We start from the raw sequence: 26,304 nt of genomic DNA, 5'->3' as shown, positions 1-26,304 counted from the left end.
GGAGGGACCGGGCCACGGCCCCTCCGGCAGCCCTCAGCGCACCGACGCGGTGAGTTCGCCGTAGCCGGTCGTCGTGCTCGCGGGCTCCGCCGCGCGGCGCGGCACCGCCACCCGGTGGGCCGGGTCGCGCACCTCACCGACGAGCATCTCCAGGACGTCCTCCATGGCGACCAGGCCGAGGATCCGGCCGGAGGCGTCGGCGACCTGTGCCAGGTGCGTGGCCGCCCTGCGCATCACGGTCAGGGCGTCGTCCAGGGGCAGCTCGGCCCGTACGGTCGCCATCGGACGCCATACGTGCTGGGGGACGGCCCGCTCGCCGTCCTCCAGGTCCAGCACGTCCTTGACGTGCAGGTAGCCCATGAACGGACCGCCGCCCTCCGCACACACCGGGAACCGTGAGTAGCCCGTGCGCACGGTCAGCTCCTCGATCCGGTGCGGGGTGACGGACGGGTCCACCGTCACCAGGGAGGCCCGGCTCAGGAGCACATCGGTGACGGGCCTGCTGCCCAGCTCCAGTGCGTCCTCCAGCCGCTCCTGCGCCTCCGGCTCCAGCAGTCCGGCCTGGCCGGAGTCCTCGACGAGCCGGTTGAGCTGCTCGCTGGTGAAGACGGCCTCGACCTCGTCCTTCGGTTCGACGCCGAAGATCCGGAGCACCAGCCGGGCGCAGGCGCCCAGTGCGGCGGTGACCGGGCGGCAGACGCGGGCGAAGCCGACGAGGCCGGGGCTGAACCAGAGCGCGGTCTTCTCCGGCGCCGCCATCGCGAGGTTCTTCGGGACCATCTCGCCGATGACGAGGTGGAGGAAGACCACGAGGGCGAGTGCCAGGACGTAGCCGAGCGGGTGGATGAGCCCCTCGGGCAGGTGGATCGCCTGGAAGACCGGCTCCAGCAGATGGGCGACGGTCGGTTCGGCGACGGCGCCGAGGGTCAGCGAGCAGACGGTGATGCCGAACTGGGCGGCGGCCATCATCTGCGGCAGGTTCTCCAAGCCGTGCAGCACCTGGCGGGCCCGGCCCGAGCCGGCCGCCGCGAGGGGCTCGATCTGGCTGCGCCGTACGGAGACGAGGGCGAACTCGGCACCGACGAAGAAGCCGTTCGCCAGCACGAGGAGTGCGGCGAAGAGCAGTTGGACCAGGCTCATCGCACGGCCTCCAGGACGTCCTGGGCCACCGGGGCCTCGGCGGTGCGGACGAAGCGGACCTTCTCGGCGCGGTAGTGGCCCACCTGGCGGACGGAGATCCGCCAGCCGGGCAGCTCGGCCCGGTCGCCGGGCGCGGGGATGCGTCCCAGCAGATCGGCGACGAGTCCGGCCACGGTCTCGTACGGCCCGTCGGGGACGTCGAGCCCTATCCGGCGCAGGGTGAGGACCCGGCAGCTGCCTTCGGCGTCCCAGGCCGGGCGGCCGTCCTCCGGGGCGGCGGGGGCCAGCTCGGGCCGGTCGGCGCCCTCGGCGTCGTGCTCGTCCCTCACCTCACCGACGAGTTCCTCGATGATGTCCTCCAGGGTGACGACTCCGGCGGTGCCGCCGTACTCGTCGACCACGACGGCGATCGGCTGCTCGTTGCGCAGCCGCTGGAGCAGCTGTTCGACGGGCAGGGTCTCCGGGACCAGCAGCGGCGGTACGGCGATCCGTCCGGCGGGGGTGCGCAGCCGGTCCCGGGCGGGCACGGCGAGCGCGTCCTTGAGGTGGATCATGCCGACGACCTCGTCGATCCGCTCCCGGTAGACGGGGAAGCGGGAGAGGCCGGTGGCACGGGTGAGGTTGAGGACGTCCTGTGCGGTCGCCGAGGACTGCAGGGCGCTGACCTTCACCCGTGGGGTCATGACGTGCTGGGCGGTGAGTCCGGCGAGCGACAGGGTCCGTACGAAGAGGTCCGCGGTGTCCTGTTCGAGGGTGCCGGCCTCGGCCGAGTGCCGGGCCAGGGAGACCAGCTCCCCGGGGGTGCGGGCGGAGGCCAGCTCGTCGGTGGGTTCGACGCCCAGCAGCCGTACCAGCCGGTTGGCCACGGTGTTCAGCAGGCTGATCACCGGCCGGAACAGGGCGGAGAAACGGTGCTGGGGGCCGGCGACGAAGCGGGCGACCTGGAGCGGCCGGGAGACCGCCCAGTTCTTGGGCACGAGTTCGCCGATCACCATCTGGACGGCGGAGGCCACCATCATCCCGATCACCACGCTGATGCCGGGGACGGCTCCGTCGGGCAGCCCGGTCGCGGTGAGCGGGCCGTCCAGCAGCTGGGCGAGGGCCGGTTCGGCGAGCATGCCGACGACCAGTGAGGTGATGGTGATGCCCAGCTGGGTGCCGGAGAGCTGGAAGGAGAGTTCTCGCAGGGCTTCGACGACGGTACGGGCCCGCCGGTCGCCCTCGGCGGCGGCGCGCTCGGCGTCCGGCCGCTCCACCGTGACGAGCCCGAATTCGGCTGCCACGAAGAATCCGTTGGCGAGGATGAGAAGGAATGCCGCGCTCAGAAGCAGCAGGGGGGTGGTCATGCCGCCGCCTCCGGGGAAGGGGCGGCGCAGGTACTACCGGACGATCCGTCCATTGCTGGAAGGAGTCACTCCTCGGGTCGCAGGAAAGCCCCGCCGGTCTCATGGACCTCTGGGTGCGGGGCGGGGTGCACAGGGGCACCGCCGCCCTCCAGAGTAATCAAGAAGAGGCCGGACGGGGCAGGGGGCTCAGCCGATGTCCGTTCCGGTGCCGCGGCTCTCGGCGAGGGCGCGGAGGGTACGGGCGTCGCGGATGGCCTGCTGTTTGGCGATTCCCGGCTGGATGCCGAGGGCGGGCATGCTGGTCCCGTCGCTGAGGTCCAGAAAGACCCAGGGGTCGCCGACGCGCAGGTTGACCCGGAGGATCTCCGCCCAGGACAGCCGGCGCGTACGGGTGAGATTGACCACGGTCACCCCGTCCTCGTTGGCGACGACCTTCGGGCGGCTGAGCAGCGCGAGCACGCCGAAGAACAGCAGTGCCGTGAAGACGAAGCTGGCCCGCTCCCCCGGACTCAGCTGTTCCAGGGTCAGCGCGACGGCGGTGATGACGAGGAACATCGCCGCCCCCACGGTCAGCAGGACCACCCGGGTCCGGGTCGGTCGGAACGTGACCGGGAGGGTGGGGAGTTCGGGCCGGGATGCGGGGGCGGACATGGTGTTCTTCTGTCTTCCGGGTGATCGCCCGGCCGTCAGAGGCGGCAGGCGTGGATGGCGGTGGTGAGGATGGCGCGGGCGCCGAGGTCGTAGAGATCGTCCATGATCCGCTGGGCCTCCCGGGCGGCGACCATGGAGCGGACGGCGACCCAGCCCTCGTGGTGCAGCGGCGAGATGGTCGGCGACTCCAGGCCCGGGGTGAGTGCGACCGCGCGCTCCAGGTGCTCGACGCGGCAGTCGTAGTCCATCATCACGTAGGAGCGGGCGACCAGGACGCCCTGGAGGCGGCGGAGGAACTGCTGCACCTTGGGGTCGTCGTCCGGTGCGCCGGTGCGGCGGATGACGACGGCCTCGGACTTCATGATGGGCTCGCCGATGACTTCGAGTCCGGCGTTGCGCAGGCTGGTGCCGGTCTCCACCACGTCGGCGATGACCTGGGCGACGCCGAGCTCGATGGCGGTCTCGACCGCGCCGTCGAGGTGGACGACGGAGGCGTTGACGCCGGCGTCGGCGAGGTGCTTGGCGACGATGCCCTCGTAGGAGGTGGCGATCGTCATGCCGTCGAAGTCCTGCGGGCCCTCGGCCGAGCCGGGCTTGGTGGCGTAGCGGAAGGTGGAGCGGGCGAAGCCGAGCTGGAGGATCTCCTCGGCGTCCGCACCGGAGTCCAGCAGCAGGTCGCGGCCGGTGATGCCGATGTCGAGCCGGCCCGAGCTGACGTAGATCGCGATGTCGCGCGGCCGCAGGTAGAAGAACTCGACCTCGTTCTCGGGGTCGACGAGGACGAGCTCCTTGGACTCCTTGCGCTGCTGGTAGCCGGCCTCATGGAGCATCGCCATCGCAGGCCCGGAGAGTGAACCCTTGTTGGGGACGGCGATGCGCAGCATGAGGTCAGGTTTCCTTTGCGAGGAGGGAGTACCGGTGCGGACGTGCGGGTGCGGAGGGTGGTGCTCAGAGGTGGGCGTAGACGTCGTCGAGCGAGATCCCGCGGGCGACCATCATCACCTGGACGTGGTACAGCAGCTGGGAGATCTCCTCGGCGGCGGCGTCCTTGCTCTCGTGCTCGGCGGCCATCCAGACTTCGGCGGCCTCCTCGACGACCTTCTTGCCGATGGCATGGACACCCTTGTCCACGAGCTCGGCGGTACGGGAGGTGGAGGGGTCGCCGTTGGCGGCCTTGAGCTGCAGCTCGGCGAAGAGCTCTTCGAAGGTTTTGTTCGCCATGATGGTCTTAGAGTACGGGGTCCGTACCCTGTGCTCAGCGCCAGGGCTCGCTGACCGTGCGCAGCGTGGCGGCGGTGGCGACGGCCGCGGTGACCGCTTCGTGCCCCTTGTCCTCGTTGGACCCTTCGAGGCCGGCCCGGTCGAGCGCCTGCTCCTCGGTGTCGCACGTGAGTACGCCGAAGCCCACCGGCACCCCGGTGTCGACGGCGACCTGGGTGAGGCCGTTGGTGACGCCGTGGGACACGTACTCGAAGTGCGGGGTGCCGCCGCGGATGATCACGCCGAGCGCGACGACCGCGTCGTAGCCGCGGCCCGCGAGGACCTTGGCGACGACCGGGAGTTCGAAGCTGCCGGGCACCCGGAGCAGGGTCGGCTCGTCGATGCCGAGTTCGTGCAGGGCGCGCAGGGCGCCGTCGACGAGGCCGTCCATGATCTTCTCGTGCCACTGCGCGGCGACGACCGCCACGCGCAGGTCACCGCAGTTGCGTACGGACAGTTCGGGTGCGCCCTTGCCGCTCATGTCTCTCCTGTCGCTCGTTTCCGTGCTCGTTACTGGTTGCCGCAGGTCGACGCCGTGGCGGTGTCGAGCCAGGGCAGGTCGTGCCCCATGCGGTCGCGCTTGGTGCGCAGGTAGCGCAGGTTGTGCTCGCCGGCCTGGACGGGCATCGGCTCGCGGCCGGTGACGGCGAGCCCGTGCCGCAGGATCGCGGCCGTCTTGTCGGGGTTGTTGGTCATGAGCCTGAGGCTCATGACGCCGAGGTCCTTGAGGATCTGGGCGCCGGCCGCGTAGTCCCGGGCGTCGGCGGGCAGGCCGAGCTCCAGGTTGGCGTCGAGGGTGTCGATGCCGCGCTCCTGGAGTTCGTAGGCGCGCAGCTTGGACAGCAGGCCGATGCCCCGGCCCTCGTGGCCGCGCAGGTAGACGACGACGCCGCGGCCCTCCTCGGTGATCCGGCGCATGGACGCGTGCAGCTGGGGCCCGCAGTCGCAGCGCTGGGACTGGAAGATGTCGCCGGTCAGGCACTCGGAGTGGACCCGGACCAGGACGTCGTCGCCGTCGCCGAGGTCGCCGTGGACGAGCGCGACGTGCTCGACGCCGTCGGTGGTGGAGCGGTAGCCGTACGCGGTGAACGCGCCGAAGGCCGTCGGCAGCCGTACCTCGGCCTCGCGGCGGACGGTCGGCTCGGAGCTGCGGCGGTAGGCGATCAGGTCCTCGATGGAGATGATCGTGAGGCCGTGCTTGCGGGCGAACGGGACGAGTTGCGGCAGCCGCAGCATGACGCCGTCCTCGCCGGCGATCTCCACGATGGCCCCGGCGGGCCGCAGTCCGGCGAGCCGGGCGAGGTCGACGGCGGCCTCGGTGTGGCCGTTGCGGACCAGTACGCCGCCGGAGCGGGCGCGGAGCGGGAAGATGTGGCCGGGCCGTACGAAGTCGCCGGGGCCGGCCTCGCCGCCCGCCAGCAGCCGGAGCGTGGTGGCCCGGTCGGCGGCGGAGATGCCGGTGGTGACGCCGTGGACGGCGGACGCGTCGACGGAGACGGTGAACGCGGTGCGCATCGACTCGGTGTTGTGGTCGACCATCTGCGGGAGTGCGAGCCGTTCCAGCTCGTCGTTCTCCATGGGTGCGCAGATCAGGCCGCGGCACTCGCTCATCATGAACGCGACGATCTCGGGGGTGGCCTTCTCGGCGGCGATGACGAGGTCGCCCTCGTTCTCCCGGTCCTCGTCGTCGACGACCACGACGGGCCGCCCGGCGGCGATGTCGCGGACGGCCTGCTCGACGGGGTCGAGGCGGAGGTCCTCGGAGGTGTCTTCGTGTTCCCGGTGCAACCAGGTGGGCTGGGCAGTCATGCCGTGGCTCCTTCCAGAGCGGGTGTCCGCGAACGCAGCCACCAGTCGCGCATGCCCCACAGGACCAGGGCGCCGTACACGACGTAGATGAGACCGGAGAAGGCGAGCCCGCTGTGGAAGTTCAGCGGTACGCCGACCAGGTCGACCAGCAGCCAGGCGAACCAGAACTCGACCATGCCGCGGGCCTGGGCGAGCATCGCGACGAGCGTGCCGGCGAATATGTACGCGTCCGCCCACGGGCTCCAGGAGAGCGAGGGGAACGCGGTGAACAGGCCGCCGACCGCGAGGGTGCCGAGCGCGGCGCCGCCCAGCAGGTAGCCGCGCTCGCGCCAGGTGGCGAACCGTACGGCGATGGAGCCGTCCTGGGCCTGCTGCCTGCCCCGGGTCCACTGCTGCCAGCCCCAGACGGCCACGGCGATGACGACGAGCTGCTTGCCGACGCTGCCCGCCTGGTGCACGGAGGCGTTGGCCGCGACCAGGACGACACCGGACAGCAGCTGGGCGGGCCAGGTCCAGATCGAGCGGAGCCAGCCCAGGGTCAGGGCGATCAGGCCGACGGTGTTGCCGATCATGTCGGACCAGATGATGTGCTGCCCGAAGACGGTGAACGCCTCCGAGTTCAGCCAGTGCAGGGCGGTCACCGGACCGGCTCCTCGGGCTTCTGCGCGGTGTTGCCGAGCAGCCGCTCGACGTACTTCGCGATGACGTCCACCTCCAGGTTGACCGGGTCGCCGGGCTCCTTGATGCCGAGCGTGGTCAGGGCGAGGGTGGTGGGGATGAGGCTGATGGTGAAGTAGTCGGGTCCGGCGTCCACGACGGTGAGGCTGACGCCGTCGACGGTGATCGAGCCCTTCTCCACCACGTAGCGGCTCAGGTCCGCGGGGAGGGAGACCTTCACGATCTCCCAGTTCTCGGAGATCCTGCGCTCGACGATGCGACCGGTGCCGTCGACATGGCCCTGGACGATGTGTCCGCCGAGCCGGCCGCCGACCGCCATGGGGCGCTCCAGGTTGACCCGGGAGCCGGTGTCCAGGGCGCCGAGGCTGGACCGGTTCAGGGTCTCGGCCATCACGTCGGCGGTGAACTCGCCGTCGCCGAGGTCGACGACGGTGAGGCAGACGCCGTTGACGGCGATGGAGTCGCCGTGCTTGGCGCCTTCGGTGACCACGGGTCCGCGCAGGCGGAAGCGGGAGGCGTCGGCGAGCTTCTCGACGGAGGTGACTTCGCCCAGTTCTTCGACAATTCCGGTGAACACTCAGTTTCCCTTCCGGGCAGGGCCGGGGACGGCGGTGATGCGCAGATCGGGGCCGATGCGGACGGTCTCGGTCACATCGAGGCGCAACGCCTCGGCGATGGTGGAGATTCCGGCGTCGGCGAGGGCCGCGGGGCCTGCGCCGAGGAGTACGGGGGCGAGATAGCCGACGACCTTGTCGACCGTTCCCGCGGCCACGAAGGCCCCGGCCAGGGTCGGGCCGCCTTCGAGGAGTACGGAGCGGACGCCGCGCCCGTGCAGGGCACGGAGCAGGGCGGGGATGTCCAGGCCGGGGCCGGTGGCGGCGCGCGGCAGCCGCAGGACGGCGGCTTCGGGCAGGTGCCCGGCGTCGGCGTCCTCGGCGACGGCGACCAGGGTGGGCGCGGTGGCGTCGAGGACCCGGGCGCCCGGGCGTACGGCGGTGGCGCCGGTGTCGACGACCACCCGCAGCGGCTGCGTGGCGCCCTCGATGCCGCGTACGCCGAGCTGCGGGTCGTCGGTGCGGGCGGTGCCGGAGCCGACCACCACGGCGTCGGCCTCGGCCCGCAGCCGGTGCACGTCGGCGCGGGACTCGGCGGAGGTGATCCAGCGGCTGGTGGCGTCGGCGGCCGCGATCCGGCCGTCCAGGGTCGCCGCGTACTTCCACAGGACGTACGGGCGGCCCAGGCGCACCGAGGTCAGCCAGGCCGCGTTGCCCGCCTCGGCCTCTTCGGCGAGGAGCCCCTGCTCGGCCTTGATCCCGGCCGCGCGCAGGGTGTCGCCGCCGCCGGTGGCCTGCGGGTCCGGGTCGCCGACGGCGTAGACGACGCGGGCGAGGCCGGCCTCGATGAGCGCCTGGGCGCAGGGGCCGGTGCGGCCGGTGTGGTTGCAGGGTTCGAGGGTGACGTAGGCGGTGCCGCCCCGGGCCCGGTCGCCCGCCTCGCGCAGGGCGTGGATCTCGGCGTGCGGTCCGCCGGCCCGCTGGTGGAAGCCTTCTCCGACCCGGTGGCCCGCGGCGTCGACGACGACGCAGCCGACCACGGGGTTGGGGCTGGTGGAGCCGAGACCGCGGGCGGCGAGCGTGATCGCACGGCGCATGGCGGTGATGTCGGCTGCGGTGTCCACCGGGTCCTCCTGCCTCTTCGGGCACGGACTCCGGGGCCTGTCGATGACGACAGATGAAGCGGGAACGCCACGGGGGAACGCCGGAAATGCCGGAAAACACGGATGGATCGGTCGCCCGAAAACCATCCGCCGACGGCGGCGTACCCGCGAAACGGCCCGCCGCGCACTGCCTCCCATCCGGACTTTAACCGTCGGTCCAGGAATCCCACCTGGTCAACCGGCCGCTGGATGCGGACGGGTCGCGGACTATAACCGCCGGTTCGGAATTGCACCGACCCCGGAGTGCGCTGCTGCTGGTACACGATCAGTGTGCCACGCCGGACGGTGGGCCATGCGGGTGAGTGTCTGTGGACTGGCTCACAGGCCGGCCGGCGCGAGGACGCCGCGCCCCCGGATCGAGCCGAAGAAGTTGACGCCTAAAGGTCCAGACCTATTGACGCAGTGGTCTAGTCCTTTTAATCTCTGCGTCACCTCCGAGGAACGGTCCCGCGGTGTGCGCACACCCGGGGCACCAACACGACCCACCCCTTTGCCAGTTGTGTTTCCGCCGAACCTCCCCAGGAGGAACCGAACGTGCTGTCCCCCACCCGTGCGAGAGCCACCCTGCTCGCAGCCGGCGTAGCCGTCGCCGGACTGCTGATGGGCTCGCTCGCCGCCACCCCGTCGGCCGCCGCCGACCAGGAGTCCTGTCGCCCCGACGGGCTCTACGAGACGCCCGGTGTCGCCGTGCCCTACTGCTCCGTCTACGACACCGAGGGCCGCGAGGAGATGGGCGCCGACCACCAGCGGCGGGTCATCGGATACTTCACCAACTGGCGGACCGGCAAGGACGGCAAACCCGCTTATCTCGTCCCCGACATCCCCTGGGACAAAGTCACCCATTTGAATTACGCGTTCGCCCATGTCGACGGCGGCAACAAGCTCTCGGTCGGCGCCGACGGGCCGGACAACGCCTCGACCGGCATGACCTGGCCGGGTGTCGCGGGCGCCGAGATGGACCCGGATCTCCCCTACAAGGGCCACTTCAACCTGCTCAACAAGTTCAAGAAGAAGCACCCGGACGTGAAGACCATGGTGTCGGTGGGCGGCTGGGCCGAGACCGGCGGCTACTTCGACGACAGCGGCGAGCGGGTGGACTCCGGCGGCTTCTACTCGATGGCGACCAACGCCGACGGCTCGGTCAACCAGGCCGGCATCGACACCTTCGCCGACTCGGCCGTCGCGTTCGTCAAGAAGTACGGCTTCAACGGCGTCGACATCGACTACGAGTACCCGACGACCATGAAGGACTCGGGCAACCCGCTGGACTGGACGCTCTCCAACGCGCGCCGGGCCGGTCTGGTCAAGGGCTACGCCGCGCTGATGAAGACGCTGCGCGAGAAGCTCGACCGGGCGTCCGCCGCCGACGGCACGCACTACCTGCTGAGCGTGGCCGCGCCCTCGTCCGGCTATCTGCTGCGCGGGATGGAGACCTTCCAGGTCCAGAAGTACCTGGACTACGTCGACATCATGTCGTACGACCTGCACGGCGCCTGGAACGAGTACGTCGGTCCCAACGCCGCTCTCTTCGACGACGGCAAGGACGCCGAACTCGCCCAGGCGAGCGTCTACTCGACCTCGCAGTACGGCGGCACCGGCTACCTCAACACCGACTGGGCGTACCACTACTTCCGCGGTTCGATGCCGTCCGGCCGGATCAACATCGGCCTGCCGTACTACACCCGCGGCTTCAAGAACGTGCAGGGCGGCACGGACGGACTGTGGGGCCGGGCCGCCACCACCGACTGCCCGGCCGGCGCGGGTCTGACCAAGTGCGGTGACGGCGCCGTCGGCATCGACAACCTCTGGCACGACAAGGACACCAACGGCAAGGAATCACCGGCCGGTTCCAACCCGATGTGGCATGCGAAGAACCTGGAGAAGGGTGTCGTGGGCGACTACGTCACCGACTACGGATTCCCCGCCGACACCCGGCTGACCGGTACCTACGCCCGCAAGTACGACTCGACGCTGGTCGCGCCCTGGCTCTGGAACGCCGAGAAGAAGGTCTTCCTGTCCACCGAGGACGAGCAGTCGGTGGCCGCCAAGGCGGACTACGTCGTCGACAAGGGCATCGGCGGCACCATGATCTGGGAGCTCGCGGGCGACTACGGCTGGAACGCCGCCAAGGGCCAGTACGAGCCGGGCTCCACGCTGACCTCGACGATGTACGACAAGTTCAAGTCGGCCACCCCGTACGGCGCGAAGCGGTCCACCGTCGATCTGCCCACCGAGGCGCTCGACATCGACGTGTCCTTCGACCAGTTCCCGCTCGGCGACTCGAACTACCCGATCAGCCCCAAGCTGAAGATCACCAACAACACGAAGGCGACCCTGCCCGGCTCCACGGAGTTCCAGTTCGACTACGCGACCTCCGCTCCGGCCAACGCCAAGGACCAGTCGGGCTTCGGCACGACGATCGTGCGCAGCGACCACACCGCCGCCAACAACATCGGCGGCCTCAAGGGCGACTACAACCGCGTCTCGCTGAAGCTGCCGGCCTGGCAGAGCCTGGCCCCCGGCGCCTCGGTCGAGCTCGACTTCGTCTACTACCTGCCCACCTCCACGCCGTCGAACTGGACGGTGACCTTCGGCGGGAAGTCGTACGCCCTCGCCGCCGACCTGGCGCGCGGCACCACCCTGGTCGACCCCGGCACCGGCACGTCGACGCCCTCGCCGTCGCCGGACCCGACGACCAGCCCGGACCCGACGCCCGGCGGCGGCTGCACCGCGCCCGTCTGGAGCGCGGGCTCCGAGTACGGCGCCGGTACGACCGTCTCCCACGGCTCGCACCAGTGGAAGGCCAAGTGGTGGACGAAGGGCGAGGTGCCCGGCTCCACCGGTGACTGGGGGGCCTGGCAGGACCTCGGGGCCTGCTGACGCCCCTCCCGCTGCCGCCCGGCGGTGACCGGTTCGCCCCCGGTCACCGCCGGGCTCCGCCGTGTCCGGGGGCTACCCCGCCGGTGTGAACAGCTCGTCCTGGGCCGCGTCCCGGGCGGCGAGCAGCGCGCCGCGCAGCACCGCCGCGCCGCCCAGCCGGCCGGCCCTGACCTCGGTGCGCAGCGGTGACATCAGGGTCAGCCGCTCCTCGACCCGCGCCGCGAGCGCGTCGCCGCCCGCGTGGCCGACCTCGCCCGCCAGCAGCACGCAGCCCGGGTCGAGAACGGCGGCGATGGCGGCGGCGCCGAGCGCGAGACGGCCGGCGAGCGCGTCCAGGAACCCCTCGCCGTCCCCCTCGCCCGCCAGCGCGGCCCGCACGGCCGACGCGGCTCCCGGTTCCTTGTCGCCCTCGGCCGCGCCCGGGGGCACGGCGATGCCGTGGGCGGCGGCCAGTTCGCAGACCGCGGCGGAGCCGACCAGCGAGTGGAAGCCGCCGTCGCAGTTGAGCGCCGACGGCGCGCCGGCCGTGCCGGGCACCGGCAGGAAGCCGATCTCGCCCGCTCCGCCGGAGGCTCCCCGGCGGAGCCTCCCGTCCAGCATGACGGCGGCGCCGACGCCGTGGCCGAGCCAGAAGAGCACGAAGGTGTCGCGGTCGGCGGCCGCGCCGCCGCGGTGTTCGGCGACGGCGGCGAGATTGGTCTCGTTCTCGACCAGCACGGTCGCGGGCAGCCGCTGCTGGAGCACCCGCACCAGTCGCCGGTGCCAGGCGGGCAGCCCGCTGGTGTCGCGCAGCTCGCCGGTGACCGGGTCGATCAGCCCGGGTGCGCCGATGCCGACGCTGTGCAGCGGACCGGCACCGGCCTCGCGCGCGGTGCGCTCCAGCAGTGCGGCGGCCTGTTCGGCCGCGGCCTCGGTGTCGGTGTCGCCTCCGATGGGCAGGGTCGCCTCGGCGAGCGTGGTGCCGAGGAGGTCGGCGACGACCACGGCGACGCTGCCGGTGCGTACGTCGAGTGCGGCGAGGTGGGCGCGGTCGGCGGCGATTCCGTACAGCCGGGCGTTGGGGCCGCGGCGCTCGGCGCCGGCCTCGCCGACGACCCGGATCAGACCGGCTCCCTGCAGGCGCTCGACGAGGTCGGCGACGGTGGGCCGGGAGAGACCGGTCAGGGTCTTCAGCTGTGTGGCCGTCAGCGGGCCGTCCTGCTGGAGCAGTCGCAGGGCGAGCCGGTCGTTGATGGCCCGTGCGGTGCTCGGTGATGCGGGCATGCCGGGATCCTTCCAGATCACTGACGTACTGATCGCTGACGTACGGGGCACCCAGGCGCACTATTTATCAGGCAGGGTTCCTGATAGTTTACTGCGCGCACCGTGGAGACGGGCACCGGAACCATCGCGGACAGCGGATTCCGGGAGAATCTTCCAAGGGAGGGCACGGCGGTATGACAGCGGATTCCACAGACGCGGGCTTCGGCACGGCGCAGGTGAGGCGGGCCAGGTTCGCCGTCGCCGCGGTCTTCACCGTGCACGGCGCGGTGACCGGCAGCTTCGCCACCCGGGTGCCCTGGATCCAGGACCACGCCGGGGTGAGCGCCGGTCAGCTCGGCCTGGCTCTCGCCTTCCCGGCGATCGGCGCCTCGCTCGCGATGCCGCTGGCCAGTGCGATCACCCATCGCTTCGGCGCCAGGACCGCACTGCGCGGGCTGCTCGCCCTGTGGACGCTGGCGCTGGTCCTGCCCGCGCTGGCGCCCGACCTGCTGACGCTGTGCGCCGCGCTCTTCGTGTACGGCGCATCGGCCGGCATGTCGGACGTGGTGATGAACGCCCTCGGCGTCGAGGTGGAGAACCGCCTCGACAAATCGATCATGTCGGGGCTGCACGGGATGTGGAGCGTCGGCGCCCTGATCGGTTCGGCGGCGGGCACGATGGCCGCGCATCTGGGTACCGACGCCCGGCTGCACCACACGCTGGCCGCCCTCGTGCTCACCGCGCTCGGCCTGATCGCCTGCCAGGGCGTACTGGATCTGCGCAGCGAGCCGGACGAGGAGCCGCCGCCGCGCTTCACGCTGCCGCCGAGGTCGGCGCTGATCATCGGCGCGGTGGGATTCTGCGCGGTGTTCGCGGAGGGCGCCAGCCTGGACTGGTCGGCGGTCTACCTCCGGGACATCATGGACACCTCCGCCGGGCTCGCCGCGGCGTCCACGACGGCGTTCGCGCTGACCATGGCGGTCGCCCGGATCGCCGGTGACAAGGTCGTCGACCGCTTCGGCGCGGTCAGGACCGTGCGGTTCGGCGGGGTCCTCGCGACGGCCGGCGGGCTGCTCGTGGTCGCCTCGCCGAACGCGGTCCTGGCGATGTGCGGCTTCGGGTTCCTCGGACTCGGTGTGGCCGTGGTCGTCCCGCTCGCCTTCGCGGCGGCCGGGCGCAGCGGGCCGAACCCGAGCCAGGCGATCGCGGGCGTCGCCACCATCACGTACACCTCCGGGCTGATCGCCCCGTCCGCGATCGGCTCGCTGGCCGAGGCGACCTCGCTGGTCGTGTCGTTCGGCCTGGTGACGGTGCTGGCGTTCGGCCTGGTGCTGGGGGCCGGGGTGCTGCGGGCGGGCGACCGCAGGTCGGTGTCGCACTCGGACGCCGGCGCCCCGAGCGCGGCGGCCGCCGAGCAGCGCCCCTGATCCGTCGCACCGGCGGACGGCCGGTGCCCGCTCCCCCGCCCCACCTGCGCGGTCCGTGCCCAGGAGGCCCGGCCCGGCCGCGAACACTCCGCGGCCGGGCATTACCATGACGCTGCTCATTTCCGCGGCGGCGACGTGCCCGGCTGAAGCGTGTTGCCGAGCACGACGGCGCGGGTCGGATCCCCACCCTCATGGCCCGTCCTGTCGGCATGCGCCCGAACCGCGTGTTCCGCTTGTCGTCGAGCCCCCGGTCCGGCGGTCCGGCCGGCGGATCTCAGCACCACCCCAGCAACACATCGAGGAGCAAGACCATGGCGGGCTTCGGCTGGAAGCTGCACGGCGACGGCAAGAGCCTCGCACCGGGTGAGGTCGTGAGGCCGGACGAACGGCTCGCCTGGGGGCGCACGGTCGGTCTCGGCGCGCAGCACGTGGTCTCCATGATCGGAGCCTGCTTCGTCGCCCCCGTCCTGATGGGGCTCGACCCCAACCTCGCCGTGATGGCCTCCGGCGTGGCCACCATTCTCTTCCTGCTGATCACCCGGGGTCACATCCCCAGCTACCTGGGGAGCAGCCTTTCGTTCATCGGTGTCGCCGCCGTCATCAGCACACAGGGGGGTGACGCGGCGACCCTCACCGGCGCGCTGCTGGTCGTCGGCGCGGTCCTCTTCCTGTGCGGGGCGGTCGTCCGCGCCCTCGGGGCCCGCGTCATCCACGCGGTGCTGCCTCCGGTGGTCACGGGTGCGGTGGTCATGCTGATCGGGTTCAACCTGGCGCCGGTCACCGCCGGCACCTACTGGCCCCAGGACCAGTGGACAGCGCTTCTGACCATGCTGTTCACCGGGTTCGCCCTGGTCGTGCTGCGCGGTTTCTGGTCGCGTATCGCGATCTTCCTCGGGCTGGCCTTCGGGTACGCCGTCTCCTGGGTCTTCGACCGCGTGTTCGGCAAGATCCACTCCCCCGCGGGCGGCGCCGAGGCGGTCGACCACTGGCGCCTGGACCTCTCGGGCGTGTCCAAGGCGGACTGGATCGGCCTTCCCGACCTGCATGCCCCGAGCTTCTCGCTCTCGGCCGTTCTGGTCGCCCTGCCCGTCGTCATCGCCCTCGTCGCCGAGAACGCGGGACACGTCAAGGCGGTCGGTGAGATGACGGGCGAGCCGCTCGACGACCGGCTCGGTACGGCGATCATGGCCGACGGTGCGGCGACCGTGCTCTCCACGTCCGTGGGCGGTCCCGCCACCACCACGTACGCCGAGAACATCGGTGTCATGGCCGCCACGCGGGTCTACTCGACCGCCGCCTACTGGTGTGCGGCGGGCTTCGCGATCCTGTTCGGGCTCTGCCCCAAGTTCGGTGCCGTCGTGGCCGCCATTCCCGGGGGTGTCCTCGGCGGCATCACGGTCATCCTCTACGGCATGATCGGCCTGCTGGGCGCCCAGATCTGGGTCCGTTCCCGGGTCGACCTGTCCAACCCCCTGCACCTGGTGCCGACGGCCGCGGGTCTCATCGTCGGCATCGGCAACGTCAGCCTGAAGCTCACGGACAACTTCGAGCTCAGCGGCATCGCGTTGGGCACGCTGATCGTCCTGATCGGCTACCACGCGCTGCGCGTCATGGCGCCCGCCCATATGACGGACGAGCCTCCGCTCCTCGAACCGGACAACGCGGGGTACGACCGGGGCGTGCCGGACGGATCGTGATCGCGGGCGCCGCCGTCGGTGAGGCCGTTCCGACAGGGAACGGCCTCACCGATCTGTTCGCCACGCCGATCCGTACGGCAGGCACGCCGATCCGTATGCCGCACGGACCCGTAAGCCCACGCTGATCCGTACGCCATCCGGGAGGTCGCGGTCCACGTCCGGGCCCGCGGGGTCAGACGTCGACGGACACGTACTCCTTGCCCTCGTCGTTCTCGATCACGACCTTCTGCACGTCGTCCATGGGGACGGCCGCCGAGCCGTCGAGGTTGGCGCCCTTCTTCTCGTCGGCGACGAGCCAGCTGCCCGCGATCTCGCGGCTGCCGTCCTTCGCGACGACCACCACGCGGCAGCGCTCGCCCGCCGGGATGCCCATGACCGAGGCGTTGAGGCGGATCCAGTCGACGGCCGGGGTCACCCGGAGCCTCATCTCGCTGCCGGTCGAGGCGCTGCGGCCCTCAAGGACCTTCATGCCTCCCGGCTGCGCCGGTGGCACGGTCGCCGCGACCGAGGGGGCCGGGGGTGTCGCCTCATGGGTGCGTTGGCCGGTGTTCTGTCCGATCAGGACGCCGCCGCCGAGGACGGCTGCCGCCGCGACGGCCGCGACCGCGCCCAGGACCGCTCTTCGCCGCAGCGTCTGCCCGGCGCGTTCGTTGCGGACCTGCCTCAGCGTGCGCTGAAGCAGCAGGTCACCGCCTTCCGGGGGCCCGTCGAGGAAGGCCTCCGGGGGGACTTCGCCGAGCGCGGACTCCATCTCCCGCAGCCCGTCCAGTTCGTCGCGGCACTTGTGGCACGACGCCATGTGTTCGTCGACGGTCCGCACCTCCTGCTCATCGAGCGCGCCGAGGACATAGGCGCCGAGCAGTTCGCTGTCGTGTTCCTTGGTGCTCATACCGCCACCCCCTTCAACGCCACGAGTTTCACTGTCTTCGGTCTGTCCGCATACATGTCCCGCAGGGCCTTCAACGCATAGTGTGACCGGGACTTGACCGTCCCGGGTGGTATCCCGAGGCTCTGCGCCGCCTCGGCGACGCTTCTGCCCTGGAAGTAGATCTCCATGAGCACGTCCCGGTGGTCCGGGGAGAGCTGGTCGAGCGCCTCCATGACGACCATCGAGTCGACCACGGCGTCCGCGTGGTCCTGCTCGACGGGCTGGGTGGTCACCGATTCGGCGACCTCCGTGGGGCGCGCCGCCTTGGCCCGGTACCGGTCCGTGATGATGTTGCGGGCCACGGTGAGCAGCCAGCCACGTACCGAGCCCTTGCCGTTGACCAGGGCGTCCGGATGTTTCCAGGCCCGGATCAGGGTTTCCTGGACGACATCCTCGGCGGCGCTGCGGTCGCCGGTCAGGCGTTGTGCGTATGCGAGCAGGGCTCTGCCGTGTTCCTCGTAGAGGGACCGGATCAGTGCCTCGTCACCGGTGTCCTGTCTCTGCCGACTGCGTGACCACAATGCCGCCATTCATTTTCTCCGTCCTCTCCCGGGCCGACGCGCTGAACACGGACGGCGGACCGGACCGGTTCAATGCGAAGTCGATGTGTGCTGAATCGCTGCCGGTCGGAGTTCGTACGGGGGTCCGGGTCACCCGGACTTGCACTGCCGGTCCTCGTTGATGCAGCGCACCAGCTCCGCCATGCGGTCCCCGGTCATCACGTTCACGAACATCGCGTGATCGGTGATCGGATCGCGCAGCTGCTCCGGGAACGAGTCGACGGCGAACGGCGTACCCTGCGGCAGCTCATAGGTGAGGGTGACGCGCAGTTGCGGCACGGGGAACGTGGCCCGCGGGCAGGTGCCGTCGGCGGCGGGGAACTGTACGTGCGTGCGGTGGTCGGGGCTGTCGGTGGCCAGGCCGTTCCAGCAGCTCGGGAAGTCCAGGGTGCGGGTCGGTCCGCTGCCCTGCGGGCAGCGCACGTAGTTCCGGGTGAAGCGGTCCGGGTAGCCGGAACAGCCCCACTGGGCACGGACGTTCGTGCTCTCCGTGGTGGCCGCGACCGGGTCGCCCGTGATCAGCCGCATGAAGCGGGGCATGCCGACGACCGAGCTGACCGGGTTGCCGCGGAACTCCACCCGCACCGAGGAGGCGGTGACGGCCTCGCCGGTGTTGCCGTGGGCGCCGACGCCGGCCCTGTGGGCCTCGCCGGTACGGTCGAGGCGGCGCAGCACCGGCCAGTAGTACGTGGACCGGTCGCCGCCCGCGCAGGTGGTGCCGGCGGCGGCCAGACTCCGGTCGGTGGACAGGGCGTCGGTGGAAAGATTGCCGACGTAGTCGTGGGTGTGGTGGGCGCCGTTCACGACGCCCGGGGAGATCACGACGTTGTCCATGTTGTAGTGGCCCTGTTCGTTGCGGCCGCAGTCGACGGTGTACGAGCCGGTGGACGCGTCGGGTCCGGCGGCGGGCCTCTGGGCCGGCGGAACGGTCCCGACGTCCACGTACTTGCTGTCGGCGGGTGCGTCGGACACCCTGGCGGCCCCGTCGGCGCCGAACGTGATGACACCGAGGAACACGATCAGCCCGAGCAGAACGGGCGAAATCCCCCAGAAAAGACGGGAGTTGGAGAAGGGCAGCTTGATCCGCACGGAAGCAGAGTGGCAGCAGGGGCCGGGTCAGGCAAGATTGCCCGCAACACACCCGCTGAACCTCCATCAGCTCCCTTCCGGCGAACGTCAGAGGAACAACTGCCCTCGTACGGCGCCATCGGGGAACTCCCCGGTGCGCACGTTCGAGTAGAAGCTGGTCGGGCTCCCCTTGAGGCGTGCGATCAGTTCGGTGTCGGAGGTGCTGACGCTGCCGGAGATCGCGAAGACGTTCTTCGGTACGGGAGAGACGAACAGCGGGAGCCGTACGTCGCCCCTCTCGCCGAGCACCCCCTCGTGGATGTGCCCGGCCAGCGGTGCCCCGATGTTCACCCAGGCCATGGAGTAGTCGACGCGGTCCGGCCTCGGGTGAAGGAACGTGGTGCTGTGCCCGTCCGGGTCGCCTGCCGGGACCTCCTGGCCGCCGTCCGCGAGCGCGCGCAGCTTGCCGCCCCTGATGATGCTGAGCGGGTTCACCGGCTTCGCCAGGAGCCGGAGCTGTCCGCGCACCGCGCCGCCGGGGAACTCCTCGGAGTGCAGGTCGACGTAGAAGCTTCCGGGGCTGGTACGCAGCCGTCGGGCGAGCGCGGCGGAGGACATCGTGGTCTGCCCGGCGGCGGAGTTCACCGAGGCGGGCATGGCCGTGCCGAACAGCTCGGCCTTCACCCCGCCGTCGCTGCCGGCCCGGCCCTGGTGGAGGTGGCCGCGTGTCGGCCTGCCGATGCCGTTCCAGGTGAGGGCGAAGGTGACCCGGTCGCCCTTGACCTTGATGAGCGCGACGGCCTTGCCGTCCTTGTCGCCCACGGCGGGCCCCTTCTTCTTCTGCACTCCCTGGTCTCCGGTGAGCCGGGCGATCAGGGAGACGGCCGGTGCCCGCGCCGCTTCGGCGGCGGCCGTCGAGACCCGGGCGCCGGATCCGTCCTCGGCGGACGCCGGGGCCGTACCGGCGAAACCGGTGAGACCGGCGACGAGCACGGCGACACCCGCCGCGACAGTGAGCCTGCGCATGTCTTTCGTCCTTCCGGGAGTTGGGCTTCCAGAGCCCTTCGCGTCGACCAACGGACGGATGGCCCGAACGGTTCAACGCCGTCCGCGATCCGGTGCGTCGGCAGACCGGGCGGCGCTCGCTGAACCTGCACGGCGGGCGGCACGTGTGGGCCACGGGGAAATCGCCCCGCCGCTTTTCACGACGCACGAGAGAGGTCATCACCATGCGCGCACGCAAGGCTCTGTTCGCGATCCCGCTGGCCCTGGGGCTGGTCGCCTGCGGTACCGGGAGTGACAGCGGTACCAGCGGGGACGGGAAACCGGTCGAGGCGGCGCCCGGCACCGAGGTCACCGTGGCGGATGTCGGGCTCGGCTCCATCCTGGTCGACGGCCAGGGCCGCACCCTGTACGCCTTCACCAAGGACAAGGAGGCCACCAGCAACTGCGACGCGGAGTGCATCGCCGTGTGGCCCGCGCTGACCAGCCCCTCCCCCGCCGCCGCGGGCAAGGGCGTCGAGAAGTCGCTGCTGCGCGAGGCCAAGCAGTCGGGGGGTGCCGTGCAGGTCACGTACGGGGACTGGCCGCTGTACTACTACGTCGGTGACATGGTGCCCGGTGACGTCAACGGGCAGGGCCTGGACGGCGAATGGTTCGCCGTGTCGCCCGACGGAAAGCTCGTCCGCAAGACCGCGTGACCCTGCGGGCTGTCCCTCACGCCCTTGATCCGGCGGGCCGTTGAACCGTTCCGCGTCCACGGTCGTGTGGAGCGGGGCGGGACGTGCCCGCCGGACGACGCGTACGAGGGAGGAGCCTTGGCCGAGATCGAGATGCCGGGAGACGAGGTGCAACGCCTCGGTGAACTGCTGGGCCGGGTGGTGGAGCTCATCGACACCCGGCCGTCGGGCTACAACCCCGAGGACGTCGGCCCGCCGCTGGTGCGCCCCGGCACCGACTTCGACGAAGCCTGGAAAGACGGGCGCGTACAGGTCAAGCGGAACAGCAAGGACCTCAAGGACGGCTGTGACGCCATCGTGAAGGCCTTCGCCGAATTCGACACCGAGATGGGCTCTTCGCTGAAGGAAGGCGGCAGCCAGAGCGGTGGCGGCGACGCGACACCCGCCGGGGGCGGCGCCCGGCCGTCGTCCTAGGACGACGGCCTCATCGCTTCCCCCCATCCGCCTGGCCCGACACGAGCCCGGCCCGAAACGAACTGAGGAGAACGGTCCCATGACCACTGGTTCGCAGACCTTCGGGATCGCCATCCCGGAGAACTGGACGGAGTACGACCTGCACGGCGACACGCTCGCCGAGCGGCGCGCCGAGATGCTGCGGCACGCTCCGCAGAAGGAGACCCGGGACGCCATCAACCACACGTTCCGCAGCGCGCGGCGCATCATGGAGGGCGCCCGCATGCGCGGCGCCGTGTATGCGGCGGGCACCACCGCCATGTACGAGGACGGCCTGCTGATGGCCGGGCTCATGGTGTTCAGCGTGAAGCCGCCGCCCGGTGAGGACTTCTCCGCGAAGGGCATCGCCGAGCAGTTCTCGGCCACCGGGGGCCGCCGCCGCGAGGGCACCACCCGGGCCCTCACGACGGTGACGCTGCCGAGTGTCGGCCCGGTCGGCCGGATGTCCGGCATCGAGGAGACGGAGATCTCCGACGGCATCTCGTACAAGATGGTGGTGACGCACACGTTCGTGCCGGTTCCCGGTGGTGACCGGGTCCTGATCATCACCTGCTTCAGCCCGAACATCCCGCTCGCCGAACCGCTGTGCGACCTCTTCGACGCCATCACCTCGACGTTCGCCTTCGGCGAGGAGGCTCCCGTGGCCGTCGGCGCGGCAGCCACCTGACCGGCGCCGGCCTCGCGGAGGGCCCGGCCGTTCCTCCCAGGAGCGGCCGGGCCCTCTTCATGTGCCTGTGCCGAAGGAGGTGCGTGTGCCGAAGGCTGGAGAGGACCTCCGCCCCCCGAAGGCAGGAGAAGACCTCCGCTCCCCCGGTGGCCGGAGGGGAGCGGAGGTCTTCTGGCCTTGCTCTGGTGCGGTGGTACGCCGTGCTGCCGGTCAGTCCACCGTCGTCGCGGGCACCCGGACGGTGGTGAAGCGGCCGTCGCCGAGCTGCAGATGGGCGCGGCCGGGCTCGCTGTCCTGGCCCATCAGACCGCGTGGCAGACGGGCGCCGACGAGTTCCCCGTCGCCCATCAGACGGGGCGCGAGCAGGGCGCCGCAGCGGTTGCGGCGTACGGCGGCCTGCCAGCCCCCGATGCCGCCGAGCAGCGCCTCGTTGTTGCCGGCCACGATCAGGCCCCAGCCGTCGCCGGCGCTGCCGCGGGCGAGCGCGACGAAGTCGGTGTCGAGCTCGGAGTTGATCATCATCTCGGCGTCGTCGACGAGAATGGCTCCCGCCGGGCTGTCCACCTTGCCGAGTGCGGAGCGGAAGTCCGCGACCGCGACATCGGCGTCGGTGAAGACCTCCACGACGCCGGGCTGTCCGGCGAGACCGCGCAGCGGTGAATTGCGCGGCGCGATCACCACGATCTTCGTGCCCGACTCGGTCAGCGACTTCGCCATGGTGAGCAGCACCGTGCTCCGGCCGGACCTCGGCGGACCGGCGACCACGAAGGACGGCACCTGCGACAAATCGGTGCCGATGGCGGCGAGTTCGTCGCCGCCGACGCCGATCATCGCCCACAGTGGGGAGGTGTTCCGCGGCCTGCGGGCGAGGGCCTCCGGGAAGTCCAACTCGTCGGGGAGCACATCCACGCGGAACGGTCTGCGCTCGGCGGGCACGTCGGCGTCGCGCTCCGCGACCCGTTCGGCGAGGGCGCCGAGTGCCTGGGCCTGGCCCGCGCCGCTGGCATCAGTGCCGTCAGCACCGGGGATCAACGCGACCTGGGCGCTGTCGGTGTCCTTGGTGAGGACACCGCGGCCGGCCGGGAGTTCCTCGGGGACGTTGCGGGCGTTGAGGCCCACCATGGAGTAGTCGGCGCGGTCGTTGAGGCGCAGGACCAGCTTGTCCTCGGTGGAGGAGGAGAACCGGCTCTGGCCGAGGATGCGGTCGCCGGACAGGACCAGGTGCACGCCGACACTCGCGCCCTCGCGCATCAGGAGGGTCATGGCGTCCATCAGGCTGCCCTGGTCGTAGTTGGCGAAGTCCCGCTCGAACGCCTCGAACCGGTCGACGAGCAGCAGGATGTGCGGGGGCCGCTCCGCCTCGGGCAGGACCCGGCGCAGCTCGGTGAGGTCGGCGACGCCCCGCCTGCCGAGGAGTTCACGGCGCCGCCCGACCTCGGCGACCAGGCGGTTCAGCAGGCGGGCCACCCGCTCGACCTGCCCCCGGTCCACCACGGCACCGCAGTGCGGCAGACCGCCGAGGGCCTGGAGGGCGCCGTTGCCGCAGTCGAGGCCGTACAGGTGGACGTCGGCGCAGCCGTGCGCGCCGGTGAGCGCGGCGGCGAGGGTGCGCAGCGTCTGGGACCGGCCGCTGCGCGGTGAGCCGACGATGTACAGATGACCCATCTCGTCCGGATCGAAGGCGAGTTGACGCTGTGTCTGCTCGGTGGGTACGTCGACGAGGCCGTACGCCACCGGGGTGAGCCGCCCGTCCCCGGCCGCCTCGGGGGGCGTGGGCAGGTCGGTGAGGGTGAGGGTGCCGGGCAGCGGGGGCAGCCAGGGGCGGCGGGCGGGCGGTACGGAGAGCTGGGTGGCCGCGTCGCGTACCGCGTCCACCAGGACCGACAGGTCGGTGACCGGCTGGAAGGTGTCCTCCTGCGCTTCCGGCCTCGGTATCGGGGCGCCGAGGGCCTCCCAGTGGAGTTCGGTGAGCACCGGCACCGGACGGTCCTCGTCCGTGGCCGACGCGTCGAGGCGGCGGCCGCCGATCCGGCCGGTCTGGAACGGCAGCAGCGCCGCGTGGCCGAGCCTGGCGTGGGCGCGGCCGGGGGTGCGGGGCGAGAGCTGCCCGGAGTCGGGGGCGTCGATGATGTCGCGGCTCTCGCCGGTGTCGGTGGTGCGCAGCGCGATCCGCAGGTTGGTGTTGGCGCGGATGTCGGCGGTGACCGCGCCGGAGGGCCGCTGGGTGGCGAGGATCAGATGGATGCCGAGGGAGCGGCCCCGCTGGGCGATGTTGACGAGTCCGGAGACGAAGTCGGGGAGTTCCCGCACCATCGACGCGAACTCGTCGATGACGAGGACGAGCCGGGCCATGGGGGCGAGTCCGGGGCGGCGGGTGCGCTTGTCGGTGTAGTCGTCGATGTCCTTGGCTCCGGCCTCGGCGAGGATGTGCTCGCGTCGCTTCAGTTCGGCGCCGAGGGAGACCAGGGCCCGCCCCACGAGGTGGGTGTCCAGGTCGGTGACCATGCCGACGGTGTGCGGCAGGTCCTCGCACTCGGCAAAGGCGCTGCCGCCCTTGTAGTCGACGAGGACGAAGTTCAGCTCGTCGGGCCGGTTGGCGACGGCGAGGCTCGCCACCAGGGACTGGAGCAGTTCGGACTTGCCGGATCCGGTGGTGCCCGCGATCAGGCCGTGGGGCCCGTCGGCGGCCAGGTCGACGGCGAACGGACCGTCCACGCCCTCACCGATGACGGCGCGGGTGCTGCGGGCGGCGATCACCCAGCGTGCGGCGACGGCGTCGGGGGTGGGCGGTTCGAGACCGAGTACGTCGAGGAGCCGCGCGGAGGCGGGCAGCAGGTTCTCGTCGGCGTCGTCGCCGACATCTCGGATCGGCGCGAGTGCGCGGGCCACGCCCACGCACCAGGAGCGGGTCGGCGCGTCCATGCGGACCTCGTCGACGGGGTCGGCGCTGTCCTGCTCGGCGCGCAGCCACTTGGGCCCGGCCACGGCCACGGCGCGGCATTCCTCGGGCAGGAGCCGGGCCTCGTCGTCCACGCACAGCGCGTACACGCCGACGGCCGGTCCGTCGCGGAGGATCTGGATGACGCCGGGCAGGGAGCGCAGTCTCCGGGCGCCGTCGAGGACGACCAGGAGGTCGGGTTCGCCCACGGCGCCGCCGCGCGGTGCCCGGTCGCCGGCCTGCTGCCGGGCGGCGATCACGGCGGTGAGTTCGGCGATGCGGCGGCCCACGGACTCGGCGCTCGCGCCGACCAGGGAGATGGTGTCCTCGCCGAGGGGCGCGCAGTGCGGCAGCCAGTGCACCCAGGACCAGCGGTCCGCGCCGCCGGTGCCGGACAGTACACAGATCCGCAGGTCGGACGGGCTGTGCAGGACGGCGGCCTGGGCGATCAGCCAGCGCACCAGCGGCTCGGCCGTGGCGCCGCCGGCAACGCCCATGACGCCACAGGTGCGCAGCGGCACGGTCACCGGCACGGCGTGCGTGGTGCGGTCGACCCTGCGGCGGTGTTCCGGCTCGGCGGGGTCCTGGAGCTCCACGTAGGCGGGGCGGTCGGCGACGCCGAGCCGCATCAGCAGGAAGTCGTCGTCGCGCCAGCGGCGCTCCCACAGCCGCTGCCGCGGGCCAGTGGCGATCAGGAGGGCCGACGCCGGGTCCGGGGCGGCGAGGCGCCGGGCGTGCTGTTCGGCGAGGACCGCCTCGTCCACGTCCTGTTCCAGTACGGCCTTCTTCTCCTCGTAATCCTTGAGCTGGTCCTCGTAACCCTCCTTGCCCCGGCGCTTGTTGGAGAACTGGGAGACGAGGGCGACGACCGGGGAGAGGACACCGAAGATCAGAAACCTGGGGTTGTTGAAGATGACGAACGAGACGGTGGCCATCATCAACGGCGCGAAGATCAGCACGAGCTGGAGCTTGTTGCGGGTGGGCTTTCCGGGCGGCACGGGGAGCTGGAAGCGGTTGTTGACGGGCGGGGGCAGCAGCCGGGGCGGCCGGTTGTAGTCGAGCCCCACGCCGTCGTCGGAGGGCTGGAGGGCGGCGTCGGGCACGGAGGGCGCGGCCAGTTCGAGCAGGGCCGGGCCGATGGTGAGGACACCGCCGAGCGGCCATGCGGTCCAGTCCCGCGCCTCGGTGCCGTCCCGGGTGACGCCGTCCTGGTCGACGGAACGTACGGTCACGGTGGAATCGGCGTGCACCTTCAGGCGCGCCGCGGTCTTCGCGAGCCCTTCGGCCCGGAGCTGGATGCGGCAGGACGCGGCGGAGCCGATCTCATAATCACCGGGCGACAGCCGGAACACCACTCCCGCGTCGGCGCCGCCGACGCCGCGCAGCTCCACGACGCCGTCCGGCTCCGGGCCCGCCTCGGGCGCGGGAGCGTCCAGGGACAGCAGGCTGCCGGAGCGCAGGGCGGCGGCGGCCATCGGCTGGTCGGCGGGGAGCGGGGTGGCCCCGTGGTACAGGACGGGCGGTGCTTTCGGAGTGCCGCCGCGCAGCCGCCGGTGCAGTTGCTCGGCGAGTTCGCCGGCGGGGGCCTCGGGGTCGGCCTCGATCATGATGTCCGCGGTCTGACCCTGCTCCGGGTCGACGGCGGTGACGGTCAGACGCATCGTCAGTGCTCCTTGGGCACGGGGGTCACCAGGGGTTGCCAGGGGTGCGGGACAGCCGGGCGGGCCGGGCCGGAGAGGGGTCCGGCCCGGCCGGCGCCCGGACGGGGTCACTTGCGGAGGCTGGAACCCATCTCGGAGTCGAACTGGGTCATGCCCTCGCCGTACTTCTTGATGTACTCGGAGATGCCCGTGAGGCCCTCGGTGACCTTGCCGTAGTTGTCCGTGTACTCCTGCACGAAGGGCTGGAAGTCGTTCCTCGCCGACGGGGTGTTGTAGCCGTCGGCGGTGAGCGCGTCCAGGTCGGCCTTGATCTTGTTGAGCTGGGCGACCGCGATCTCGTACTCGTTCATGGTCTGCGTGGCGGCGGCGCCGGTCTTCTCGTCGTTCACGATGTAATCAGCCATCGGAATGTCTCCTGTTTCCAAGTCGGTCGTGCGGACGGG

Annotated in this window: 23 protein-coding genes and 1 riboswitch; of the genes, 6 read left to right on the top strand and 17 right to left on the bottom strand. The window is 71.4% G+C overall.

Annotated features, from left to right (window positions below; translation table 11 throughout):
* Positions 1–33: 33 nt before the first annotated feature.
* The 10 genes from ACFYY1_RS34640 to ribD all read right to left on the bottom strand — a co-directional run bounded on the left by ACFYY1_RS34640 (position 34) and on the right by ribD (position 8,562).
* The gene (locus ACFYY1_RS34640) at positions 34–1,140 is read right to left on the bottom strand and encodes a hemolysin family protein (RefSeq protein WP_388592635.1); all 1,107 of its coding nucleotides are present in this window, start codon (positions 1,138–1,140) and stop codon (positions 34–36) included.
* Positions 1,137–2,486, bottom strand: coding sequence for a hemolysin family protein (locus tag ACFYY1_RS34635; protein ID WP_388592633.1), 1,350 nt, complete (start codon positions 2,484–2,486; stop codon positions 1,137–1,139). Before ACFYY1_RS34635 ends, ACFYY1_RS34640 begins: the two co-directional genes overlap by 4 nt.
* Positions 2,487–2,672: 186 nt before the next feature.
* On the bottom strand, positions 2,673–3,137 hold the full coding sequence (locus tag ACFYY1_RS34630; protein WP_388592631.1) for a PH domain-containing protein: 465 nt from the start codon (positions 3,135–3,137) through the stop codon (positions 2,673–2,675).
* 35 nt (positions 3,138–3,172) lie between these two features.
* A complete protein-coding gene (hisG, locus tag ACFYY1_RS34625; protein ID WP_388592629.1) occupies positions 3,173–4,021 on the bottom strand; it encodes an ATP phosphoribosyltransferase in 849 nt (282 codons plus the stop codon).
* A gap of 64 nt (positions 4,022–4,085) precedes the next feature.
* Positions 4,086–4,358 carry a phosphoribosyl-ATP diphosphatase gene (locus ACFYY1_RS34620; protein ID WP_018524273.1) on the bottom strand — a complete coding sequence of 91 codons (273 nt, stop codon included), beginning with the start codon at positions 4,356–4,358 and terminating at the stop codon, positions 4,086–4,088.
* 34 nt (positions 4,359–4,392) lie between these two features.
* On the bottom strand, positions 4,393–4,878 hold the full coding sequence (ribH, locus tag ACFYY1_RS34615; RefSeq protein ID WP_124718909.1) for a 6,7-dimethyl-8-ribityllumazine synthase: 486 nt from the start codon (positions 4,876–4,878) through the stop codon (positions 4,393–4,395).
* Between the two features lie 29 nt (positions 4,879–4,907).
* Positions 4,908–6,206 (bottom strand): bifunctional 3,4-dihydroxy-2-butanone-4-phosphate synthase/GTP cyclohydrolase II, encoded by a 1,299-nt coding sequence (locus tag ACFYY1_RS34610; protein ID WP_388592626.1) that lies wholly within the window; start codon positions 6,204–6,206, stop codon positions 4,908–4,910.
* Positions 6,203–6,847 carry a nicotinamide mononucleotide transporter family protein gene (locus ACFYY1_RS34605; protein ID WP_124718907.1) on the bottom strand — a complete coding sequence of 215 codons (645 nt, stop codon included), beginning with the start codon at positions 6,845–6,847 and terminating at the stop codon, positions 6,203–6,205. The genes ACFYY1_RS34610 and ACFYY1_RS34605 overlap by 4 nt, the downstream gene beginning before the upstream one ends.
* Complete coding sequence (locus ACFYY1_RS34600; RefSeq protein ID WP_388592623.1) at positions 6,844–7,461, bottom strand: riboflavin synthase; 618 nt, start codon at positions 7,459–7,461, stop codon at positions 6,844–6,846. The genes ACFYY1_RS34605 and ACFYY1_RS34600 overlap by 4 nt, the downstream gene beginning before the upstream one ends.
* A complete protein-coding gene (ribD, locus tag ACFYY1_RS34595; RefSeq protein WP_388592621.1) occupies positions 7,462–8,562 on the bottom strand; it encodes a bifunctional diaminohydroxyphosphoribosylaminopyrimidine deaminase/5-amino-6-(5-phosphoribosylamino)uracil reductase RibD in 1,101 nt (366 codons plus the stop codon). It abuts the gene before it with no gap.
* Between the two features lie 159 nt (positions 8,563–8,721).
* Positions 8,722–8,852: riboswitch (FMN riboswitch) on the bottom strand.
* 283 nt (positions 8,853–9,135) lie between these two features.
* Between ribD and ACFYY1_RS34590 the strand changes: the two genes are divergently transcribed.
* The gene (locus ACFYY1_RS34590; RefSeq protein WP_388592619.1) at positions 9,136–11,481 is read left to right on the top strand and encodes a chitinase C-terminal domain-containing protein; all 2,346 of its coding nucleotides are present in this window, start codon (positions 9,136–9,138) and stop codon (positions 11,479–11,481) included.
* A gap of 72 nt (positions 11,482–11,553) precedes the next feature.
* On the opposite strand, the gene ACFYY1_RS34585 is transcribed toward ACFYY1_RS34590, so the two are convergent.
* Positions 11,554–12,744 carry an ROK family protein gene (locus ACFYY1_RS34585; RefSeq protein ID WP_388592617.1) on the bottom strand — a complete coding sequence of 397 codons (1,191 nt, stop codon included), beginning with the start codon at positions 12,742–12,744 and terminating at the stop codon, positions 11,554–11,556.
* A 173-nt stretch (positions 12,745–12,917) separates the two neighbouring features.
* On the opposite strand from ACFYY1_RS34585, the gene ACFYY1_RS34580 reads away from it, so the two are divergent.
* Both ACFYY1_RS34580 and ACFYY1_RS34575 read left to right on the top strand, forming a co-directional pair.
* The gene (locus tag ACFYY1_RS34580) at positions 12,918–14,150 is read left to right on the top strand and encodes an MFS transporter (protein WP_388592616.1); all 1,233 of its coding nucleotides are present in this window, start codon (positions 12,918–12,920) and stop codon (positions 14,148–14,150) included.
* 311 nt (positions 14,151–14,461) lie between these two features.
* Positions 14,462–15,847: a uracil-xanthine permease family protein gene (locus ACFYY1_RS34575; RefSeq protein ID WP_388592613.1), complete on the top strand. Its 1,386-nt coding sequence runs from the start codon at positions 14,462–14,464 to the stop codon at positions 15,845–15,847.
* A gap of 172 nt (positions 15,848–16,019) precedes the next feature.
* On the opposite strand, the gene ACFYY1_RS34570 is transcribed toward ACFYY1_RS34575, so the two are convergent.
* The 4 genes from ACFYY1_RS34570 to ACFYY1_RS34555 all read right to left on the bottom strand — a co-directional run bounded on the left by ACFYY1_RS34570 (position 16,020) and on the right by ACFYY1_RS34555 (position 19,429).
* On the bottom strand, positions 16,020–16,736 hold the full coding sequence (locus tag ACFYY1_RS34570) for a zf-HC2 domain-containing protein (RefSeq protein WP_388592610.1): 717 nt from the start codon (positions 16,734–16,736) through the stop codon (positions 16,020–16,022).
* Entirely contained in the window at positions 16,733–17,305 is a 573-nt protein-coding gene (locus tag ACFYY1_RS34565; RefSeq protein WP_388592607.1) for a sigma-70 family RNA polymerase sigma factor, read from the bottom strand. The genes ACFYY1_RS34570 and ACFYY1_RS34565 overlap by 4 nt, the downstream gene beginning before the upstream one ends.
* Positions 17,306–17,425: 120 nt before the next feature.
* Positions 17,426–18,424, bottom strand: a complete 999-nt coding sequence (locus ACFYY1_RS34560) for a DUF1996 domain-containing protein (RefSeq protein WP_388592605.1) — start codon at positions 18,422–18,424, stop codon at positions 17,426–17,428.
* Between the two features lie 87 nt (positions 18,425–18,511).
* A complete protein-coding gene (locus ACFYY1_RS34555) occupies positions 18,512–19,429 on the bottom strand; it encodes a CHRD domain-containing protein (RefSeq protein WP_388592604.1) in 918 nt (305 codons plus the stop codon).
* Between the two features lie 203 nt (positions 19,430–19,632).
* Between ACFYY1_RS34555 and ACFYY1_RS34550 the strand changes: the two genes are divergently transcribed.
* From ACFYY1_RS34550 to ACFYY1_RS34540, 3 genes are all read left to right on the top strand, one after another.
* Positions 19,633–20,103, top strand: a complete 471-nt coding sequence (locus ACFYY1_RS34550) for a hypothetical protein (RefSeq protein WP_388592602.1) — start codon at positions 19,633–19,635, stop codon at positions 20,101–20,103.
* A gap of 117 nt (positions 20,104–20,220) precedes the next feature.
* On the top strand, positions 20,221–20,556 hold the full coding sequence (locus ACFYY1_RS34545) for a hypothetical protein (RefSeq protein ID WP_388592600.1): 336 nt from the start codon (positions 20,221–20,223) through the stop codon (positions 20,554–20,556).
* A 79-nt stretch (positions 20,557–20,635) separates the two neighbouring features.
* Positions 20,636–21,262 (top strand): hypothetical protein, encoded by a 627-nt coding sequence (locus tag ACFYY1_RS34540; protein WP_388592597.1) that lies wholly within the window; start codon positions 20,636–20,638, stop codon positions 21,260–21,262.
* A gap of 210 nt (positions 21,263–21,472) precedes the next feature.
* On the opposite strand, the gene ACFYY1_RS34535 is transcribed toward ACFYY1_RS34540, so the two are convergent.
* Together ACFYY1_RS34535 and ACFYY1_RS34530 are read right to left on the bottom strand one after the other, a co-directional pair.
* Positions 21,473–25,861 carry an FtsK/SpoIIIE domain-containing protein gene (locus tag ACFYY1_RS34535; protein ID WP_388592595.1) on the bottom strand — a complete coding sequence of 1,463 codons (4,389 nt, stop codon included), beginning with the start codon at positions 25,859–25,861 and terminating at the stop codon, positions 21,473–21,475.
* Between the two features lie 107 nt (positions 25,862–25,968).
* A complete protein-coding gene (locus ACFYY1_RS34530; RefSeq protein WP_266735754.1) occupies positions 25,969–26,265 on the bottom strand; it encodes a WXG100 family type VII secretion target in 297 nt (98 codons plus the stop codon).
* Positions 26,266–26,304 lie beyond the last annotated feature (39 nt).

Source organism: Streptomyces sp. NPDC001890 (assembly GCF_042891445.1).
Classification (GTDB): Bacteria; Actinomycetota; Actinomycetes; order Streptomycetales; family Streptomycetaceae; genus Streptomyces.
Note: the sequence above shows the minus strand (reverse complement) of the source record. Positions and strands in the feature narration are given on the sequence as shown.

Bases quoted from the DNA above. Each gene is read 5' to 3' on its own strand.
- ACFYY1_RS34640 (WP_388592635.1), bottom strand. From the start codon at position 1,140: ATGAGCCTGGTCCAACTGCTCTTCGCCGCACTCCTCGTGCTGGCGAAC.
- ACFYY1_RS34635 (WP_388592633.1), bottom strand. From the start codon at position 2,486: ATGACCACCCCCCTGCTGCTTCTGAGCGCGGCATTCCTTCTCATCCTC.
- ACFYY1_RS34630 (WP_388592631.1), bottom strand. From the start codon at position 3,137: ATGTCCGCCCCCGCATCCCGGCCCGAACTCCCCACCCTCCCGGTCACG.
- hisG (WP_388592629.1), bottom strand. From the start codon at position 4,021: ATGCTGCGCATCGCCGTCCCCAACAAGGGTTCACTCTCCGGGCCTGCG.
- ACFYY1_RS34620 (WP_018524273.1), bottom strand. From the start codon at position 4,358: ATGGCGAACAAAACCTTCGAAGAGCTCTTCGCCGAGCTGCAGCTCAAG.
- ribH (WP_124718909.1), bottom strand. From the start codon at position 4,878: ATGAGCGGCAAGGGCGCACCCGAACTGTCCGTACGCAACTGCGGTGAC.
- ACFYY1_RS34610 (WP_388592626.1), bottom strand. From the start codon at position 6,206: ATGACTGCCCAGCCCACCTGGTTGCACCGGGAACACGAAGACACCTCC.
- ACFYY1_RS34585 (WP_388592617.1), bottom strand. From the start codon at position 12,744: ATGCCCGCATCACCGAGCACCGCACGGGCCATCAACGACCGGCTCGCC.
- ACFYY1_RS34580 (WP_388592616.1), top strand. From the start codon at position 12,918: ATGACAGCGGATTCCACAGACGCGGGCTTCGGCACGGCGCAGGTGAGG.
- ACFYY1_RS34575 (WP_388592613.1), top strand. From the start codon at position 14,462: ATGGCGGGCTTCGGCTGGAAGCTGCACGGCGACGGCAAGAGCCTCGCA.
- ACFYY1_RS34570 (WP_388592610.1), bottom strand. From the start codon at position 16,736: ATGAGCACCAAGGAACACGACAGCGAACTGCTCGGCGCCTATGTCCTC.
- ACFYY1_RS34565 (WP_388592607.1), bottom strand. From the start codon at position 17,305: ATGGCGGCATTGTGGTCACGCAGTCGGCAGAGACAGGACACCGGTGAC.
- ACFYY1_RS34555 (WP_388592604.1), bottom strand. From the start codon at position 19,429: ATGCGCAGGCTCACTGTCGCGGCGGGTGTCGCCGTGCTCGTCGCCGGT.
- ACFYY1_RS34550 (WP_388592602.1), top strand. From the start codon at position 19,633: ATGCGCGCACGCAAGGCTCTGTTCGCGATCCCGCTGGCCCTGGGGCTG.
- ACFYY1_RS34540 (WP_388592597.1), top strand. From the start codon at position 20,636: ATGACCACTGGTTCGCAGACCTTCGGGATCGCCATCCCGGAGAACTGG.
- ACFYY1_RS34535 (WP_388592595.1), bottom strand. From the start codon at position 25,861: ATGCGTCTGACCGTCACCGCCGTCGACCCGGAGCAGGGTCAGACCGCG.
- ACFYY1_RS34530 (WP_266735754.1), bottom strand. From the start codon at position 26,265: ATGGCTGATTACATCGTGAACGACGAGAAGACCGGCGCCGCCGCCACG.